The following is a 16,790-nucleotide window of genomic DNA, read 5'->3' as shown; positions in this document are numbered from 1 at the left end:
AGACAGAAATATTTCCAGGCACCCTGAAAAATATTCCGGGCAGCGAACCTGCCCGGAAGGGAACGTGAGTTTATCCTGCGTGATAGGTCGTAATCACTTCAATCGTACCGTTGATCATAAACTGCACACCCATGCAGACCAGCAGGAAGCCCATCAGGCGCGAGATGGCTTCAATACCGCCTTTGCCGACCAGACGCATGATCGCGCCGGAGCTGCGCAGGCAGACCCACAGAATCAGGCTGACGGCAAAAAAGGTCAGTACGGGGGCAACGGTAATCACCCAGGGAGCAAAGGTGGTGCCGCTGTGAATCGTTGCTGCGGTTGAGATGATCATCGCAATGGTCCCCGGCCCTGCGGTGCTGGGCATCGCCAGCGGGACAAAAGCGATGTTGACGCTTTTATGTTCGTTCATTTCATCCATTTTGTGTTCGGCTTCCATTGAATGCCCTGCCTGCTGCTGAGGGAAAAGCATACGGAAACCGATAAAAGCAACGATCAGTCCACCAGCGATACGTAAACCGGGAATTGAAATACCAAAGGTATCCATGACAACGTTACCGGCGTAGTAGGCAACGGCCATAATAATAAACACATAGACAGACGCCTGAAGCGACTGCCTGTTACGCTCCTGATAGTTCATGTCACCGGCCAGCCCCAAAAACAGGGCGACTGTCGTCAGTGGGTTTGCCAGGGGCAGCAGTACTACCAGGCCAAGGCCCACGGCCTTAATCAGTTCAAGCATCCTGTAATATCCTCATTGAATACAGACTGGGTCATTTGTCATGCACAATCGTCGACCTGAAAAGGAAGCCTACATTAACCCTGATCTATCCCGTTGACAAAAAATGACCTGAGACATGAAAAGCAGAATGAAGATAAGAAGACAAAATGACTGGCGTGATACAGGCAGTTAAATTGATATCTAAATCATGGCTTTGATTGTTTTTTTGTTTTTTTGTTTTTATTTCTCTTGAACCCGGAGCAGTGTTATGCGTAAATGCGTCCGTTGGTTTTGATACAGACCCACGTATGCGAGCAATTTTAGTAAAGCAGTCTGCAGTTAAAGCGTTACACAGCTTATTCCTGACTTCCTTCTTGAGTGCCTCATAGTAATCCCCTGTTGAAAAACCTTGTGCCCCCGTGGCTTACTACATAATTGAAGGAAAGACTCATGTCTAACAAAATGACTGGTTTGGTAAAATGGTTCAACGCTGAGAAAGGTTTCGGCTTCATCTCCCCAACCGACGGCAGCAAAGACGTTTTCGTACACTTCTCTGCAATCCAGAACAACGGTTTCAAGACTCTGGAAGAAGGTCAGAAAGTAGAGTTCACTATCGAAAACGGCCAGAAAGGCCCAGCAGCTGCTAACGTAACTGCACTGTAAGATAGTCACTCTTTTCATCAGCTCTGCGTTTAACGCCTGAGATGATGAAAGTTAAAAAACCCGCTTCGGCGGGTTTTTTGCGTTTTCAGGCCTGAAGCGCCACTCGTGTTAGTAGAAAATTCTGAAGTGATGTCCATCACCTTATTTGCCCTCACTCCGTTGCTGACAGTTGTTACACTTGTCGCTCGTGATGTTGCTATAAGGCCGCAAGTGCAGTCCGATGGAATCCTGGAAGGTTAATCTAATCTCAGTCTGGTTTGGCTGTCTGTTTACCGGGCTGGCGATCAGTCAGATAATCCCGTTTCTTCCCCTCTATGTTGAGCAGCTTGGTGTGACCGATCCCGCATCGCTGACGCTGTGGTCCGGGCTGATTTTCAGTATCACCTTCCTGGTTTCAGCGATTGTGTCGCCGATGTGGGGAAGCCTTGCCGATCGAAAGGGGCGCAAGCTGATGCTGCTGCGTGCTTCGCTCGGTATGGGCGTGGTGATCCTGCTCCAGGCTTTTGTTACTAACGTCTGGCAACTGCTGGCACTGCGTGCATTGATGGGGCTGACTTCAGGCTATATACCGAACGCGATGGCGCTGGTGGCGGCACAGGTACCGCGTGAACGCAGCGGCTGGGCAATGAGCATGGTATCCACCGCGCAAATATGCGGGGTGATTATGGGGCCGTTGATGGGGGGACTGCTGGCGGACTGGATCGGGCTGCGGGCGGTATTCATCATTACCTCAGGATTGCTGTTGATAAGCTTTCTGATCACGCTGTTCCTGATTAAAGAGAGCGGCGTCATTCGGGTCAAGAAAGAAGACAATCTCAGCGGCAGCATGGTGTTCCGCACCCTGCCGTGGCCAACGCTGACTATTAGCCTGTTTTTTACCACTCTGGTTATTCAGCTGTGCAACGGGTCGATCAGTCCGATTCTGACGCTGTTTGTGCGCGAACTTGAACCGAACGTGCAGAATATTGCTTTTCTTAGCGGTGTCGTTGCGGCGATCCCCGGAGTTTCCGCGCTACTGTCCGCACCTTCGCTGGGCAAACTCGGCGACCGCATCGGCGCGCAGCGCATCCTTTTTGCGTCTCTGATCTTATCCATCCTGCTGTTTATCGGCATGTCGTGGGCCAACAGTGCCCTTGAGCTGGGTATCCTGCGTTTCCTGCTGGGCTTTGCCGACGGCGCGATGATGCCTGCCGTACAGACCCTGCTGCTGCGTTATTGCAGCGACCGGGTGACCGGCAGAATTTTTGGCTACAACCAGTCGTTTATGTATCTGGGCAACGTAGTTGGGCCGCTGATGGGCTCGGGTATTTCAGCCGTCGGCGGGTTCCGCTGGGTATTTGCCGCAACGGCCGCTGTGGTGCTGGTGAACACCGTGCAGCTGATCTGGGTTTACCGCCGCCCGCGTAGCAATCGCGCAGGCGGCGTAACGTCAGGCCAGTGACAGCGTTAGCTGATAACGGTACTGTCTGGCAGACAGCAGGAAGTCCGGGTTAACGCTCGGGCTCCAGGAGTCGTCGCCGCCTATGCCCATATGATAACCGTCAAGGATCAGCCAGCATCCCGGTTCATCACGCAGCAGGTGGCGATGTGATGTATCGCGGAGCTGTTCGACGCTGTGGCGGCTCAGCGAGAAGTGGAAATCTCCCTCAGCCTTGAGTCCGGCGTATTCCAGTTCACGGGTGCCGCCCCGCAGCCCGTTCTCCCCCGGGAAGACATAGGCGGTGCAGAGTTCTGCCAGCGGTAGCTGCCAGCGGCTGAACTCTGCGGCCAGCCGCCGATCGGGATAGTTTTCGTGCGGCCCCAGTCCCAGCCAGCTGGCGTGCTCTGCCACTTCCGCCAGCTGACAGCGCAGGCCGATACGTGCCGGTTCCGGCTGCCCGGCGGCAATATCCACCTCAACCTCGATGCTCAGCTTGCCTTCACCGTCGAACAGATAGCGTTTGCGGCTGATAAAGCGCGTTTCCCCCGCGGCCTGCCAGGCGTGGATGCTGGCGATCTGCACACCGTGGCTCAGTTCATCCGCCTGCAGGCTAATCAGTAATGGCTCAAGCTGGTTGTAACCGGCCCGCCGCCAGCGTTCAACCCATGCACGGGGATCGACGCGGGTGACCTCACTAATGCCAATATCATTATCCAGAGGCGCACGCACGAACAGATCGGAGAGCGGGGAGAGCAGCTGCGGTTTATCGCCACGAAGCCACTGCGTCAGCTCGCCACTGCTGCGGCTGAACTGCCAGCGCTGTTCACCGTGCTGTACGTCGAACCGCTGAGCGGTTTCGGTAAGCCGGGGGCGCTCAAGATTTTTCCGGGATCGCGGCAGCGAGAGGGCAGCCGGCAGGCGCCAGCCGTCCCATGCCATGCGGTGCCCGGCGGGTGACCACGCCGTGGCAGCTGGCTGGATCACTTCGACCCGCAGCCACAGTTCTCCGGCCAGTGCAGGCAGATCGCCCAGTACCAGACTGATGCTTTGTTCCGCGGCCAGTTCCAGAGCCTGCTCTCCTCCACCTATCCGCTGACCCTCGTGCTCAATAGACCAGCGCAGCGTTTCGTTATCGCTGCTGCGGAACAGATATTCACTGGTAATCCGCAGTGTCAGCGGGGCATAGCTCTCCACGGCAAACTGGAAGAACTGTTGGGCGCGCTGGGCCTCAAACAGGGAAGGGTGCGGTGTGCGATCGGCAAAGACCAGGCCATTCATACAGAACTGGCGATCGTTAGGCGTATCGCCGAAGTCGCCGCCGTAGGCCTGCCAGCTGCTGCCATCCGCCTCATGGCGGGTCAGGCTCTGATCGACCCAGTCCCAGACGAATCCACCCTGCAGGCGTGGGAACTGGCGGAACGCCGCCCAGTAGCGGTCAAATCCGCCGAGGCTGTTGCCCATTGCGTGGGCATATTCACACAGGATCAGCGGGCGCTGCTCTTCCGGCAGGCCAATCCACTTTTTCAGCGACCACTTTGGTACGGCTTCAAACGGCTGATCCTGATCCACTCGGGCATACATCGGGCAGATGATATCGGTGGCGGCGGTATTGGCACCGCCGCCTTCATACTGCACCGGACGGCTCGGATCGTGGCTTTTAATCCAGCGATAAAGCGCATCGTGCGTGCTGCCGTGGCCGGATTCGTTACCGAGTGACCAGATAATAATGCAGGCGTGGTTGCGATCGCGTTGCACCATACGCGTGACGCGCTCGCTGAAGGCATTGAACCACTGCGGATCGTCAGACAGGCGATTCATCGGCTGCATACCGTGGGTTTCAATATTGGCTTCATCAACCACATACAGGCCGAAGCGATCGCACAGGCGATACCAGAGGGCGTGATTAGGATAGTGCGAGCAGCGTACGGCATTGAAATTGTGCTGCTTCATCAGTGCGATGTCGCGGATCATTGTTTCCTCATCCATCACCTGTCCGCGATCTGGATGATGCTCATGTCGGTTAGTTCCGCGGATCAGCAGCGGCTTGCCGTTAAGCTTCAGCAGCCCGCCTTCTACCGCGATCTGACGGAAACCGACGTCATACGCTTCACTTTCAAGAGGGTTACCGCTGGCGTTAAGCAGCGTAACCACGGCACGGTAAAGATGCGGCGTTTCCGCGCTCCACAGTAGCGGCCGTGGCACATTGATGCTGAGGAGCGTACGGTCGGTGTAGCTGCCGCGCTCATCAATAACGGCACTACCTAATGCCTGGCGGTGTTCTGCAATCAGCGTATCCTGCTGCCACAGCGTCACTTCAACCTGGTGGTCGCGTGCATCCTGCTCCGAGCAGACCGCCAGCACCCGCAAGTCGGCGCTGTGAAACTCTGCGCTCAGGCGGGTTTCGATCTGAACATCCTGCAGGCGAACCGAGGGCTTATGCAGCAGGCTGACGTCGCGGAAAATGCCGCTCATCCGCCACATATCCTGATCTTCCAGATAGCTGCCGTCGCACCAGCGCAGCACCATCACCGCAATCCGATTTGCGCCACTTTGCAGCACGGCGCTGAGGTCGAATTCGGCGGGTAATCGGCTGTCCTGCGAATAACCGACAAACGTACCGTTGCACCACAGATAGAAGGCGGAGTTCACGCCGTCGAAGATAATCCGCGTTTGTCCGCTTTGCAGCCAGTCGGCAGAGCAGTTGAATGTGAGCGAGTAACAACCGGTAGGGTTTTCCGCAGGAACGTGCGGTGGATCGACCGGGATTGGATACTGCACATTCGTATAAATTGGTGCATCGTAACCGGAAAGCTGCCAGTTTGACGGCACGGTGGCGCGATCGGCTGAACCAAGGTCGTCTGCGATCCAGCTATCCGGAACCGCTTCCGGCCGGTTAAAGTAGCTAAATTTCCACTCACCGCTCAGAGACTGGATCGACGGACTGGGGAGATCCTGGCGAGCGGACTCGCTGTTGCGCCAACTGGCGAAAGGAGGATGACTGGGTAAGCGGTTGATCTGGGTGACGGCCGGGTTCTCCCAGTAACGGAGAGATACCAGCTGCTGTAGAGAAAGCGGATTGCGATCGGTCATGGTCAAAACCTCATCAATGTTATGCGCTCACATTGTCGCGAATCGATGTTGTTGTAAAGTGAAAATCCCAGGGAATGCGAGGTGGATCGCGGCAATTAAATCTGGTGAAAGCGAATAGCATGTGTGTCCAGGGCAGGGTTGTGCGCAGAAATTAACAGGAAATCGTTAAGCGCGGTTACGGCGAGTAAAAAGCGCCGCTAACCGGATTATTCTGCATTGTGAGCGGTCCAGGCGGCGCTTACTATCGCGGGAGAAATGAGGAGGGCATCCTCATATTGTGACCCGTGAGGTTTTAACATGATTCGTATTCTTAAGGCGGCGAGTATCGTCGCGCTGGTGGCAGCGCTCAGTGGATGCCTGTTCCCTCCTCCGGGCGGTGGTGGCGGCGGTTGGGGAGGCGGTGGTGGTGGCTGGGGCGGCGGCGGCGGTCCTCACGGTGGATTTATGGGTCCGGGCCGTTAATCACCGATGACCCCGGAGGCCGTTTGGGCTTTCGGGGTCTGTCCTGCATCTTCCTTTCTCTTGTTTTCATTCCAATAAATTTCAGCGAAACGTTTCGAATAATTAAAAATGATTATTTGCTCTTTTTCAGTGCATAAGTAACGAAAATATAAAGCGAATACTGTTTTCTTTTATTTAAACCAGTGTTACCGTCTTGCTTTACCTTGCTGAGACAGTCGCATGAAAAATCTCATTGCAGAATTACTGATCAGGCTTGCAGAAAAAGAAACGGAATCCAAAGAACTGGTTGCCCAGGTGGAAGCATTAGAGATTGTCGTAACGGCTCTGTTACGTAAAACGGATGCAGAACAGCTGCGACAGATCAATGAGAGTATCAACTCGGCAATCCAGACGGCTTCAACCGGGGAACAACAGCATCCGGAAGATCTCACGCTGCTGCAAAGCTATATTCAACGTTTGCTGAATCACCCCCGCCAGTAATTATTTAACCAGCGACGACGGCGCTACTGCCTGTCGCTGTGATATTGAATGCAAATCTCAGCACTTTTCCTCGCCGAATAGCAAAGCCGTGCCACACTTTACCCGTACTGAAAACAATAAGGGATGGGAAGAGTATGAAGATGAAAATGACGATCGCGATTTTAATGCTATCAGCCGTCGCGGCGGGCTATGCGGGAGCCGCTGAGAAAACCGCACAGCAGCAAAAAATGACGGTATGCAATCAACAAGCTGGTGAGAAAGCGCTTAAGGGCGATGAGCGTAAAGCCTTTATGAGTAACTGCCTGAAAAAAGACGCGAAAGCTGAGGGTATGACGCCACAGCAGATGAAAATGAAAACCTGCAATGCTGACGCAAGCCAAAAAGAACTGAAGGGCGACGCGCGTAAAGCCTTTATGAGTACCTGTCTGAAGAAAAGTTAACCTTCTTCCAGACAAGTATACAGGGCCATTCTATATTAAGCGGCCACTCAGGCCGCTTATCTAAACCGCTATTAAACCGATAATCATTCCCTTTTTCCCTTCTTCAATTTTGGCACTGACGGATTAACTATTCCTGCTGCCTATTATTAGAATTCCAGGCTTCACATTCTTTCCTGCGTGATCCGGGAGCACCGTACTCCTGTGTTTAACGTGGGCGTAAGCTAAGGAAGACTGACATGGTGGCTTTAATTATTATTGGTATCTTTGTGATTAGCGTTATCTATGCGCATTCACGCGGTGTGGAAAAGCAGAAGTTCTCTCGGCAATTGTTCGATCACTCAACCTTTATGGCACCGGTAAATATGTTTATGACCGGTTTTTCTAAGCTACCCGCGAAGCAGCCATATTTCGATCCCGCTGAATTCCCTGAACTACAGCAGATAACCGACAACTGGCAGGCAATTCGTCAGGAGGCCCTGCAACTTCAGGATCATATCAAAGCTTCGCAGACTCAACAGGATGCAGGTTTTAACACCTTCTTTAAGCGTGGCTGGAAGCGTTTTTACCTTAAATGGTACGGTGATGCGCACCCCTCAGCGACGTCGCTTTGCCCGGTAACCAGTGAGCTGTTGAGTAAGATCCCTTCAATTAAAGCGGCCATGTTCGCCGAACTGCCCGCAGGGAGCCATTTGGGAAAACACCGCGATCCCTATGCGGGGTCCGTGCGTTATCACCTTGGGCTGGTAACGCCGAACGACGATCGCTGTTTTATTGAGGTCGACAGAGAGCGCCATAGCTGGCGTGACGGCGAGGCGGTACTGTTTGATGAAACCTACGTTCACTGGGCGCAGAATAAGACGGAGCAGACGCGCATTATCCTTTTTTGCGATATTGAACGCCCGATGAAATGGCGCTGGGCGCAGGCGGTGAATCATTGGGTAGGAGCGACGCTGATGTCTGCCGCCAGTTCGCCTAATGATGAAAACGATCGGGTTGGGGGGATTAACCGCATCTTTAAGTACGTCAACCGCCTGCGCGATGCCGGTCAGCGACTAAAAAAACGCAATCGCAAGCTTTACTACTGGGTTAAGCACGGACTTATTGCATTGATTTTTGCCATTATTATCGTGCCTGGCCTGATTCTTTAGTCCTTCGTTGGGCGGCAATATATGATGCGGCGAGTAACATACGGGTTACTCGCCTTAGTTCGCGCAAAAATGAGAAAGTAAATTACGCCCGGCTCATCCGATCCGATTTAGCCATGCACTGCTGCATCGCTTCGATAACAGCAGCACGGAAGCCTTTCTCTTCCAGCACTTTTACCGCTTCGATAGTGGTACCGCCAGGAGAGCAAACCATATCTTTCAGTTCGCCCGGATGTTTACCGGTTTCCAGCACCATCTGTGCGGAGCCTTTTACCGCCTGGGCCGCGAAACGATAGGCCTGCGCGCGCGGCATGCCGCCCAGCACTGCCGCATCCGCCATCGCTTCAATAAACATAAACACGTAGGCCGGTGCCGAGCCGCTTACGCCAACAACGGAATGGATCAGATATTCCGGCACCAGTTCGGCTTTGCCAAAGCCGTTAAAAATCTCAACGACTTCTTTCGCTTCCTCATGGGATACCAGTACGTTTGGCGTCACCGACGTCATGCCTTCGTTAACCAGCGACGGCGTGTTCGGCATGACGCGAATAATTTTGCGGTCGTGGCCCAGCACGCTGGCCAGCGAGTCGAGCGTCACGCCTGCGGCGATAGATACCACAACGCTCTCTTTGTTCAGGCTGTTGGCAACGTCTTTCAGTACGTTGAGGATGACGTTAGGTTTCACCGCGCCAAACAGAATATCGGCCTCACGGGCGACGTCTTCCGCGCTTGCGGCCGGGGTAATGCCATACTGCTCCTGCATCATTTTATTGGTTGCCGGTTTGCGGTCGTAAACCCAGATATTCTCCGGCGTAACCTGCCCGGCGGCGACCAGTCCTGCAATGATGGCTTTCGACATATTGCCGCAGCCAATAAAACCGATTTTCTTGTCCACCGTATTCTCCCTGCGAGTTCTGTAAAAAATGTGTGTGCTTACCTCATCCCTCCACCTTAACGCAGCTTTGAGCTGGCTTAAACCGAAAGGTTTTGGCCGAGTACAGTTCAGGCTAATTGGCGGGTCGCCGCAGATTAAGTTTGCCATTCGGCAAAAGAATGGGAAGATCGGTCTTATTATCAATTTTCAACGAAAGGAAGTGGTGATGCCAATCTGGGTAGATGCCGATGCGTGTCCAAAAGTGATCAAAGAAGTGCTGTACCGCGCGGCGGATCGTGAGCAGGTGATGGTGACGCTGGTAGCGAATCAGTCGCTCAGCGTGCCGCCGTCGCGTTTCCTTCGTACGCTGCGAGTCGCACCTGGTTTTGACGTCGCCGATAATGAAATTGTCCAGCGCGCAGAAGCGGGCGATTTGGTGATTACCGCCGATATCCCACTGGCAGCGGAAGTGATGGAAAAAGGCGCCGTGGCACTCAACCCTCGCGGCGAACGTTACAGCGAGGCGACTATCCGCGAGCGCCTGACGATGCGTGATTTTATGGATACGATGCGGGCCAGCGGAGTGCAGACCGGTGGGCCGTCAACATTGAATCAGCGAGATCGTCAGGCCTTCGCCAACGAGCTGGACAAATGGCTACAGCAGCAAAAAAGGGCGAAATAGGCCCAGTGTAATTTATTTTTTACACATAATTTTTCATTTAAAACAGTGGTTTGTTTGGATTTTACTTCAACCTGACTGTAAATAAAACGTTACTGGTGGTTCCGGCAGAAAATGTCCGGTATTATGCCCGGCATCGTTCATTACTCCGCTTTGTTAGGAAAGTCTTGCTATGTCATTACCCATCTATCTCATCGGCGCTCGCGGCTGCGGGAAAACTACCGTTGGCCAGGCTTTGGCTGCGGCACAGGGTTATGACTTCTGCGATACCGACTATTATCTGCAACAGGTTAGTGGTAAGACCGTGGCGGAAATCGTTGCGGAAGAAGGGTGGCCAGGCTTTCGCAGCCGTGAGTCTGCCTCGTTGATTGCCGTTACCGCGCCCGGCAAAGTTATCGCCACCGGTGGAGGCATGATTCTGGCTGCCGAGAATCGTCAGTTTATGCACGATAACGGGCACGTGATTTATCTCAACGCGCCGGCTGAAATTCTGGCCTTGCGGCTGGAAGCCTATCCTGAAAATGCGCAGCGCCCGACGCTGACCGGTCGTCCCATCGCTGAAGAAATGGCCGAGGTGCTTGCAGCCCGTGACCAGCTCTACCGGCAGGCTGCGCATCATATTGTTGATGCGATGCAGTCCCCGGAAGCCGTTGTGCAGCAGATTGTAAACGCACTTTCCCTGGCTCGCGCAAGCTGAGTTCCTCCAGGAGTCAGGGTTACGGATAATTCTGTATCTCCGCATGCAAAGCGATAAGTGGCTGATAATGTCTATAATTAAGTCAGATCCTTACACGGATCGGATTTGGTAGAACTCTCTGCCACCTGAGTCGCTAACCGCAGGAGGGAATGTGATATGCCAGGTAAACCACCCTATCCACGCCACGCCTCGGTTGTGCCGGTGAACAAGGGCGCACCCGACAACACCGTCATCTGGTACGAACTGCGTGCCGATCATCCTAAGCCCGATTCCCTGATCAGCGAGCATGAAACCGAGCAGGAAGCACTGGATGCCAAAGCGCGATACGAAGATCGTTCTAAAGAGTAAGCGCCGGGCAGGGATGCCGTATTACGATTTCTTCATCTTGCATTTTCAACCGGAGAGTATTTTCTACTTACCCGCTTCGGCGGTAGCATAACCCTCTACCGTTAAAGCCTGTTTCACTGCAATATTTTCTCTCACTTACGCTTTCCAACAGGAATGTTTCCTCTCCCCGTGGTTAAGCCACTTCCCGTGTTTTTGCCATTCCCTGGCTGGAATTTATAATTCTTGACCGGCGATCCTGCCGACCGTAGGGTGAATTAACAAAACAGGAACATGAGTTCCTGAAAATGGAACTCACCGAATGACAACGTTAGAAAACGCGACGGCGGTACTCAAATTATTTAACCAGCAGGGCCTGGTACAGGGGCAGCAGGGGCTGTCGTTTACTGACGTAGTGGCGGCGTTGAAGCTGCCGAAAAGTACCGTCTCACGGCTGCTGGCGACCATGGAAAGCCAGGGGCTGCTGGAACGAAACCCCGATACACGTTGTTTCCACCTCGGACAGATGCTGCTGTCTCTGGCCAGCCACTATCTCTCCACGCCGCTGGTCGATGGGGCATCATCGATGATGGCGAGGCTGGCCGCTGAATCCAGCTGCACCGGTTATATATCGGTACTGGAAGGGCGCGATGTGCTGGTGATGCGCATGTTCCAGGGGCGAATGTACGTTCAGGCCGTCACGCCGCCGGGGAGTCGCTTTCCTGCGGCGGAAACCTCCGTTGGACGCGCTATTTTATCCCGCTACAGCGATGACTATGTGCGTAATCTTTATGCTGGAGCCTGGCGAGTCAGTTCGCCTAATTCCCCGCAAACGATTCAGCAGTTGCTGGCAGAGTTAGATCGTATTCGCGAGTGCGGTTGGGCGCTGGCTCGTAACGAAGCCCTGCCGGGCATCAGTGCTATCGCCACTACGCTGAGCAATAAACACCGGGGAGAAACCGTGGCGTTGAGCCTCTCTTTTCCAACGCAAAGCCAGGATCAACTGTTTTCACCTATCGCGCTGGATGCGCTGCAAATGGTTACCCGCCAGCTGGCTGGCAAGTACGGGGACCGTGCCGTTTTTACATCGCGGAGCAGTAATCTATGAATAATACCCTGGTCACGCTGACTCCCGGGCAGTCAACGAATAGTGACATTGTTCCACTACTGCTGGAACATTTGCCAGCCGATCGTATTGTCCACAGTGGCCTGTTGGACGGCCTGACGCCTGCGCAGATTGAACAGCAGTACGGTGCCGTGGCGGCCGAAAACGTGATGTCGATTCATTTGAATGACGGCAGCAAACTGCTGCTTTCTGCGGCCTGCATTGAGCGCGGTCTTCAGCAGCGTATAGACCAGTTAGAGCGCTCGGGCTACGAAATCATTCTGCTGCTTAGCAGTGAAAAATTCAGCGGACTGACGACCCGACATGCCACGTTGCTGGAACCAGACCGCATTGTTCCACCGCTGGTTGAGGCTATCGTTGAAGGCCATCAGGTGGGGATTATGCTGCCGCAGGATGGCCTGAAGGATCGGCTGGCGGGAAAATGGAAAAATCTCTCTTATCCACCCTGTTTTGCCGTTGCCAGCCCGGAGCACCCGGACGAGGAACGGTTAATCGATGCGGCGCTGTCGTTGCAGGAGCAGGGGGCGGATGTGGTGGTGCTCGACAGTATTGGCTACCAGCAGCGGCACCGTGATTTTTTACAGAAGCTGTTAGGGATTCCCGTGCTGTTGCCAAACGTACTGGTGGCCAGGCTGGCGGCGGAACTACTGCTGTAAAGGTCACTCAGACCGGTGAAAAAGCGTGACAGCCCGGTAAAAATGCCTCTATATTGCCTGCTTACCTTTGTATCTGATTTTAAGGAATTTATATGCTCAACGTTAGTGAGTATTTTGACGGTAAAGTGAAGTCTATTGGTTTTGACAGCGCCAGCACCGGCCGCGCCAGCGTTGGCGTGATGGCGGAAGGTGAATACACCTTTGGTACCGCACAGGCGGAAGAAATGACCGTAGTGAGCGGTTCGCTGAAAGTGCTGCTGCCGGGTGAAGCCGAGTGGAAATACTATCAGCCGGGCGATGTGTTCAATGTGCCGGGCCACAGCGAGTTCCATCTTCAGGTTGCCGAGCCTTCTGCTTATCTGTGCCGCTATCTGAAAGATTAATCTGCGAAATCCAGCAAAAGGCGCGCCCCCGGCGCGCCTTTTGCTATCCGTTAGCGCTGGGCTTCGCCGCCTAATGCTTCAACGGTATTGCTAATCAGCGCGGCCAGTTCACCGGTCATCAGAATAAAATCGGCATCGAAGCGGCCGGAAACATCTTCCCGATCGATATCATCATTCTGCTCACGCAGCGTATCGGCAAATTTCAGGCGCTTGAGTGAGCCGTCATCCGACAGCACAAACTGAATGCGCTCCTGCCAGTCCAGCGCCAGTTTAGTCACCAGTTTGCCGGCTTCAATATGGTTAGCGATCTCATCGCAAACCAGATCCTGTTTTTTACAGCGGATTACGCCGCCGTCTTCCAGAATCGCTTTCAGCTCGGCTTCATCCATCAGCGCAAATCCGGCAGGCAGATCGCCTGAGCGCACCCATTCGGTCATCGTCAGCTCAATCGGGCTTTCCAGCGTCAGTGGCACCACCGGCAGTGAACCGAGGCTTTTACGCAGCAGGGCGAGCGTGTCTTCGGCTTTTTTCGCACTGGCGCAGTCAACCATAATCAGGTTGTTCACCGTGTCGATCCACAGCCAGGTCTGGCTGAAGCGGCTGAAGGCGCGCGGCAACAAGCTGTGCAGGACTTCATCCTTCAGCGAGTCTTTTTCGGTTTTTTTCAGCTTGCGCGACTGTTCGTGTTCCAGCTTGCTGATTTTGGCTTCCAGCGCCTGCTTAATCACCGGAGAAGGCAGAATTTTCTCTTCTTTGCGGGCGCAGATCAGGATCTGACCGTTGGTGACGTGGGTTAGCGCGTCGCTGCGCGGGCCGATAGGGGAAACCCAGCCGGTTTTCGCCATATCCTGGCTGCCGCAGGGGGTGAAAGAGAAGGCATCGAGCTGTTTTTCCATCTCGTCTGCCGCCAGTGGGATCTCGCGATTAAGACGATAAACCATCAAATTTTTAAACCACAGCATGGTGCATTCCCTCTCAGGGCGCGTAAATGGCGCGCAAGTTCAAAGTCAGCGCGCATGATAACGAATCAGCGGCGGTGTTTCATTGCCTTTCAGCCTTTCGCCTTCTAAGGTAATGATCTGAACGTTAAATTATAAGGAATAACGGGTGCGTATCGGTATCGATTTGGGTGGCACGAAAACAGAAGTGATTGCGCTGTCAGACCAGGGTGAAGAGCTGTATCGCTATCGCGTACCCACGCCGCGTAACGACTATGAGCAGACGCTCGCGGCTATTACCGATTTGGTGAAGCGAGCCGAAGCGGCCACGGGGCAGCGGGGAACGGTAGGGATGGGCATTCCCGGCACGCTGTCACCGGTGACAGGACTGGTCAAAAACGCTAACTCCACCTGGCTGAACGGCAGACCGCTGGATAAAGACTTACAGCGTCTGCTCGGGCGTGAAGTTCGTATTGCCAATGATGCAAACTGCCTGGCCGTGTCTGAAGCGGTGGACGGCGCTGCCGCCGGGATGCAAACGGTCTTTGCGGTGATTATTGGCACCGGCTGCGGTGCAGGCGTGGCGCTGAACGGCCAGGCGCACAGCGGTGGTAACGGTAACGCCGGAGAGTGGGGGCATAATCCGCTGCCGTGGATGGATGAAGACGAGCTGAACTACCGCCGCGAAGTGCCCTGCTACTGCGGCAAAGCGGGCTGCATCGAAACCTTTATTTCCGGCACCGGTTTTGCCACCGACTACCAGCGGCTCAGCGGCATCGACCGCAAAGGTGCGGAAATTATTCAACAGATCGAGCAGCAGGACCCGGTAGCGGAGCTGGTGATGAGCCGCTATGAACTGAGACTGGCGAAATCGCTGGCGCACGTGGTGAATATTCTTGATCCGGATATGATCGTGCTGGGCGGGGGCATGAGTAACGTCAGCAGGCTGTATCAGACCGTGCCGCAGCTGGTCAAAAACTGGGTGTTCGGCGGCGAGTTCGCCACCCCGATTCGCCAGGCGGTACATGGTGACTCCAGCGGCGTGCGCGGAGCGGCTTGGCTGTGGCCGCTATAAGCCTCGGAGTCGCCACACCTTTCTCTGAGCTGTAAACGAAAAGGGCACGGCCGTCGTGATGATGGCCGTGCCCGGATGGTTAAGGTCTGCCCGAGCAGAACAACGGATTTAAGGTTTATTCGCCCTGAAGCATGACATCACGCGGTGCGTTATCACGCAGGCTTTTGGTCATCAGGAACCAGATGTAGGCCACCGCCATCAGTCCAACGAAGACGGCACCGATCAACGGGTTAAACCACAGCATGGCAATCAGGCAAACCACCGCCAGCACCAGCGCGATGCCCGGAACAATCGGATAACCTGGTGCAAGGAAGCTGCGATCCAGTTCCGGTGCGCTGCGGCGCAGGCGGAACAGGCTCAGCATACTCATCAGATACATCACAATGGCGCCAAACACGGCCATGGTAATCATCGCGGCGGTCAGCGTCATGCCCTGCAGGTTAATCCAGCTGTCGCTGAAAATGGCCGCAATACCAATCACGCCACCGGCGATAATTGCCCGGTGCGGTGTCTGAAAGCGTGACAGCTTAGCCAGACCGGCAGGCAGATATCCGGCGCGGGAAAGAGCAAAGAACTGACGCGAATAGCCGAGAATAATGCCGTGGAAGCTGGCAATCAGTCCAAACAACCCAATCCACACCAGCATATGCATCCAGTTCGAGTTGCTGCCGACGATCATCTTCATTGCCTGCGGCAGCGGATCGTTGATATTCGACAGGGTACGCCAGTCACCGGCTCCGCCCGCCATCAGCATCACGCCAATTGCCAGCACCACCAGGGTCAGAATACCGGCGATATAGGCGCGGGGAATGGTCCGTTTCGGATCTTTCGCTTCTTCTGCCGCCATCGCTGCACCCTCGATAGCGAGGAAGAACCAGATAGCAAACGGAATGGCGGCAAAGATGCCGGATACCGCAGGGAGGCCAAAGTGTTCTCCGCCCGCCCAGCCGTTGGCGGCAAAGTTCGCGATGCTGAACCCCGGGGCGACCACGCCCATGAACACCAGCAGCTCCAGTACCGCCAGCACCGTCACCACCAGTTCGAACATGGCCGCCAGCTTCACGCCAAGAATATTCAGCGTCATAAACACCACATAGGCCCCGACGGCGGCATATTTGGGGTTCAGTTCCGGGTATTGCACGTTCAGGTAAGCGCCGATAGCCATGGCGATTGCCGGTGGTGCAAAGACAAACTCGATCAGCGTGGCCATACCGGCAATCAGGCCACCGGTTTCACCAAACGCGCGGCGGCTGTAGGCAAACGGACCGCCGGCATGTGGAATGGCCGTAGTCAGTTCGGTAAAGCTGAAGATAAAGCAGCTGTACATGGTGGCAACCATGAGCGTTGTCAGCAGGAAACCGAGTGTTCCCGCCACACCCCAGCCGTAACTCCAGCCAAAATATTCCCCTGAAATCACCAGCCCTACCGCAATGCCCCACAGGTGTATTGTCCCTAATGCGGGCTTCAAAGTGTTGTTCATAGCGTATTCCCCGTCATTGATGTTGTCGTGACCCGATAATGACGCTGGCCCCTGAGGGAAACTTGACGGCAGCAATGAGATTTGTCACCTGTGGTCAACTTAATCATGCGAAAAGCACGCTCTGTACGCTGCGGTCA

At 54.6% G+C, this 16,790-nt stretch carries 18 protein-coding genes; 13 read left to right on the top strand and 5 right to left on the bottom strand.

Translation table 11 applies throughout. From position 1 onward, the window contains the following. Positions 1–70: 70 nt before the first annotated feature. Positions 71–742, bottom strand: coding sequence for a MarC family NAAT transporter (locus tag OMR58_RS17090; protein ID WP_264546477.1), 672 nt, complete (start codon positions 740–742; stop codon positions 71–73). Positions 743–1,171: 429 nt separating this feature from the next. On the opposite strand from OMR58_RS17090, the gene cspE reads away from it, so the two are divergent. Further along, positions 1,172–1,384 (top strand): transcription antiterminator/RNA stability regulator CspE, encoded by a 213-nt coding sequence (gene cspE, locus OMR58_RS17085; protein ID WP_105590741.1) that lies wholly within the window; start codon positions 1,172–1,174, stop codon positions 1,382–1,384. Positions 1,385–1,604: 220 nt separating this feature from the next. Then, the gene (locus tag OMR58_RS17080) at positions 1,605–2,825 is read left to right on the top strand and encodes a multidrug efflux MFS transporter (protein WP_264546476.1); all 1,221 of its coding nucleotides are present in this window, start codon (positions 1,605–1,607) and stop codon (positions 2,823–2,825) included. Here the strand turns inward: OMR58_RS17080 and OMR58_RS17075 are convergent. Then, positions 2,814–5,894, bottom strand: coding sequence for a beta-galactosidase (locus tag OMR58_RS17075; RefSeq protein WP_279355980.1), 3,081 nt, complete (start codon positions 5,892–5,894; stop codon positions 2,814–2,816). The two genes, OMR58_RS17080 and OMR58_RS17075, sit on opposite strands and share 12 nt — an antisense overlap. Positions 5,895–6,191: 297 nt before the next feature. Between OMR58_RS17075 and OMR58_RS17070 the strand changes: the two genes are divergently transcribed. From OMR58_RS17070 to lpxO, 4 genes are all read left to right on the top strand, one after another. Continuing rightward, positions 6,192–6,356 (top strand): hypothetical protein, encoded by a 165-nt coding sequence (locus OMR58_RS17070; RefSeq protein ID WP_172606523.1) that lies wholly within the window; start codon positions 6,192–6,194, stop codon positions 6,354–6,356. Positions 6,357–6,575: 219 nt separating this feature from the next. Next, a complete protein-coding gene (gene iraP / locus OMR58_RS17065) occupies positions 6,576–6,836 on the top strand; it encodes an anti-adapter protein IraP (protein ID WP_105590744.1) in 261 nt (86 codons plus the stop codon). 134 nt (positions 6,837–6,970) lie between these two features. Next, positions 6,971–7,276: a PsiF family protein gene (locus tag OMR58_RS17060; protein ID WP_105590745.1), complete on the top strand. Its 306-nt coding sequence runs from the start codon at positions 6,971–6,973 to the stop codon at positions 7,274–7,276. 236 nt (positions 7,277–7,512) lie between these two features. Next, on the top strand, positions 7,513–8,424 hold the full coding sequence (gene lpxO / locus OMR58_RS17055; RefSeq protein WP_200560050.1) for a lipid A hydroxylase LpxO: 912 nt from the start codon (positions 7,513–7,515) through the stop codon (positions 8,422–8,424). Between the two features lie 82 nt (positions 8,425–8,506). Here the strand turns inward: lpxO and proC are convergent, their stop codons facing one another. After that, the gene (proC, locus tag OMR58_RS17050) at positions 8,507–9,316 is read right to left on the bottom strand and encodes a pyrroline-5-carboxylate reductase (protein ID WP_264546474.1); all 810 of its coding nucleotides are present in this window, start codon (positions 9,314–9,316) and stop codon (positions 8,507–8,509) included. 205 nt (positions 9,317–9,521) lie between these two features. On the opposite strand from proC, the gene OMR58_RS17045 reads away from it, so the two are divergent. From OMR58_RS17045 to ppnP, 6 genes are all read left to right on the top strand, one after another. Beyond that, complete coding sequence (locus tag OMR58_RS17045; RefSeq protein WP_105590748.1) at positions 9,522–9,977, top strand: YaiI/YqxD family protein; 456 nt, start codon at positions 9,522–9,524, stop codon at positions 9,975–9,977. Between the two features lie 169 nt (positions 9,978–10,146). Beyond that, positions 10,147–10,671: a shikimate kinase AroL gene (aroL, locus tag OMR58_RS17040; RefSeq protein WP_200560048.1), complete on the top strand. Its 525-nt coding sequence runs from the start codon at positions 10,147–10,149 to the stop codon at positions 10,669–10,671. A gap of 156 nt (positions 10,672–10,827) precedes the next feature. After that, on the top strand, positions 10,828–11,019 hold the full coding sequence (locus tag OMR58_RS17035; protein WP_105590750.1) for a YaiA family protein: 192 nt from the start codon (positions 10,828–10,830) through the stop codon (positions 11,017–11,019). 298 nt (positions 11,020–11,317) lie between these two features. Continuing rightward, positions 11,318–12,103 (top strand): IclR family transcriptional regulator, encoded by a 786-nt coding sequence (locus OMR58_RS17030; RefSeq protein WP_105590751.1) that lies wholly within the window; start codon positions 11,318–11,320, stop codon positions 12,101–12,103. Continuing rightward, entirely contained in the window at positions 12,100–12,777 is a 678-nt protein-coding gene (locus tag OMR58_RS17025; protein ID WP_105590752.1) for an AroM family protein, read from the top strand. The genes OMR58_RS17030 and OMR58_RS17025 overlap by 4 nt, the downstream gene beginning before the upstream one ends. A 92-nt stretch (positions 12,778–12,869) precedes the next feature. Further along, the gene (gene ppnP, locus OMR58_RS17020; RefSeq protein ID WP_105590753.1) at positions 12,870–13,160 is read left to right on the top strand and encodes a pyrimidine/purine nucleoside phosphorylase; all 291 of its coding nucleotides are present in this window, start codon (positions 12,870–12,872) and stop codon (positions 13,158–13,160) included. Positions 13,161–13,210: 50 nt separating this feature from the next. Here ppnP and rdgC read toward each other — a convergent pair whose 3' ends face one another. Next, positions 13,211–14,122, bottom strand: a complete 912-nt coding sequence (rdgC, locus tag OMR58_RS17015) for a recombination-associated protein RdgC (RefSeq protein ID WP_105590754.1) — start codon at positions 14,120–14,122, stop codon at positions 13,211–13,213. Positions 14,123–14,267: 145 nt separating this feature from the next. On the opposite strand from rdgC, the gene mak reads away from it, so the two are divergent. Continuing rightward, complete coding sequence (gene mak / locus OMR58_RS17010; protein ID WP_200545339.1) at positions 14,268–15,173, top strand: fructokinase; 906 nt, start codon at positions 14,268–14,270, stop codon at positions 15,171–15,173. A 115-nt stretch (positions 15,174–15,288) separates the two neighbouring features. On the opposite strand, the gene eat is transcribed toward mak, so the two are convergent. After that, positions 15,289–16,653 (bottom strand): ethanolamine permease, encoded by a 1,365-nt coding sequence (eat, locus tag OMR58_RS17005; RefSeq protein WP_105590756.1) that lies wholly within the window; start codon positions 16,651–16,653, stop codon positions 15,289–15,291. Positions 16,654–16,790: the final 137 nt, after the last annotated feature.

It is taken from the genome of Erwinia sp. INIA01, assembly GCF_025947915.1.
Lineage (GTDB): Bacteria > Pseudomonadota > Gammaproteobacteria > Enterobacterales > Enterobacteriaceae > Erwinia > Erwinia coffeiphila.
This window is presented reverse-complemented; position numbering and strand designations above follow the sequence as displayed.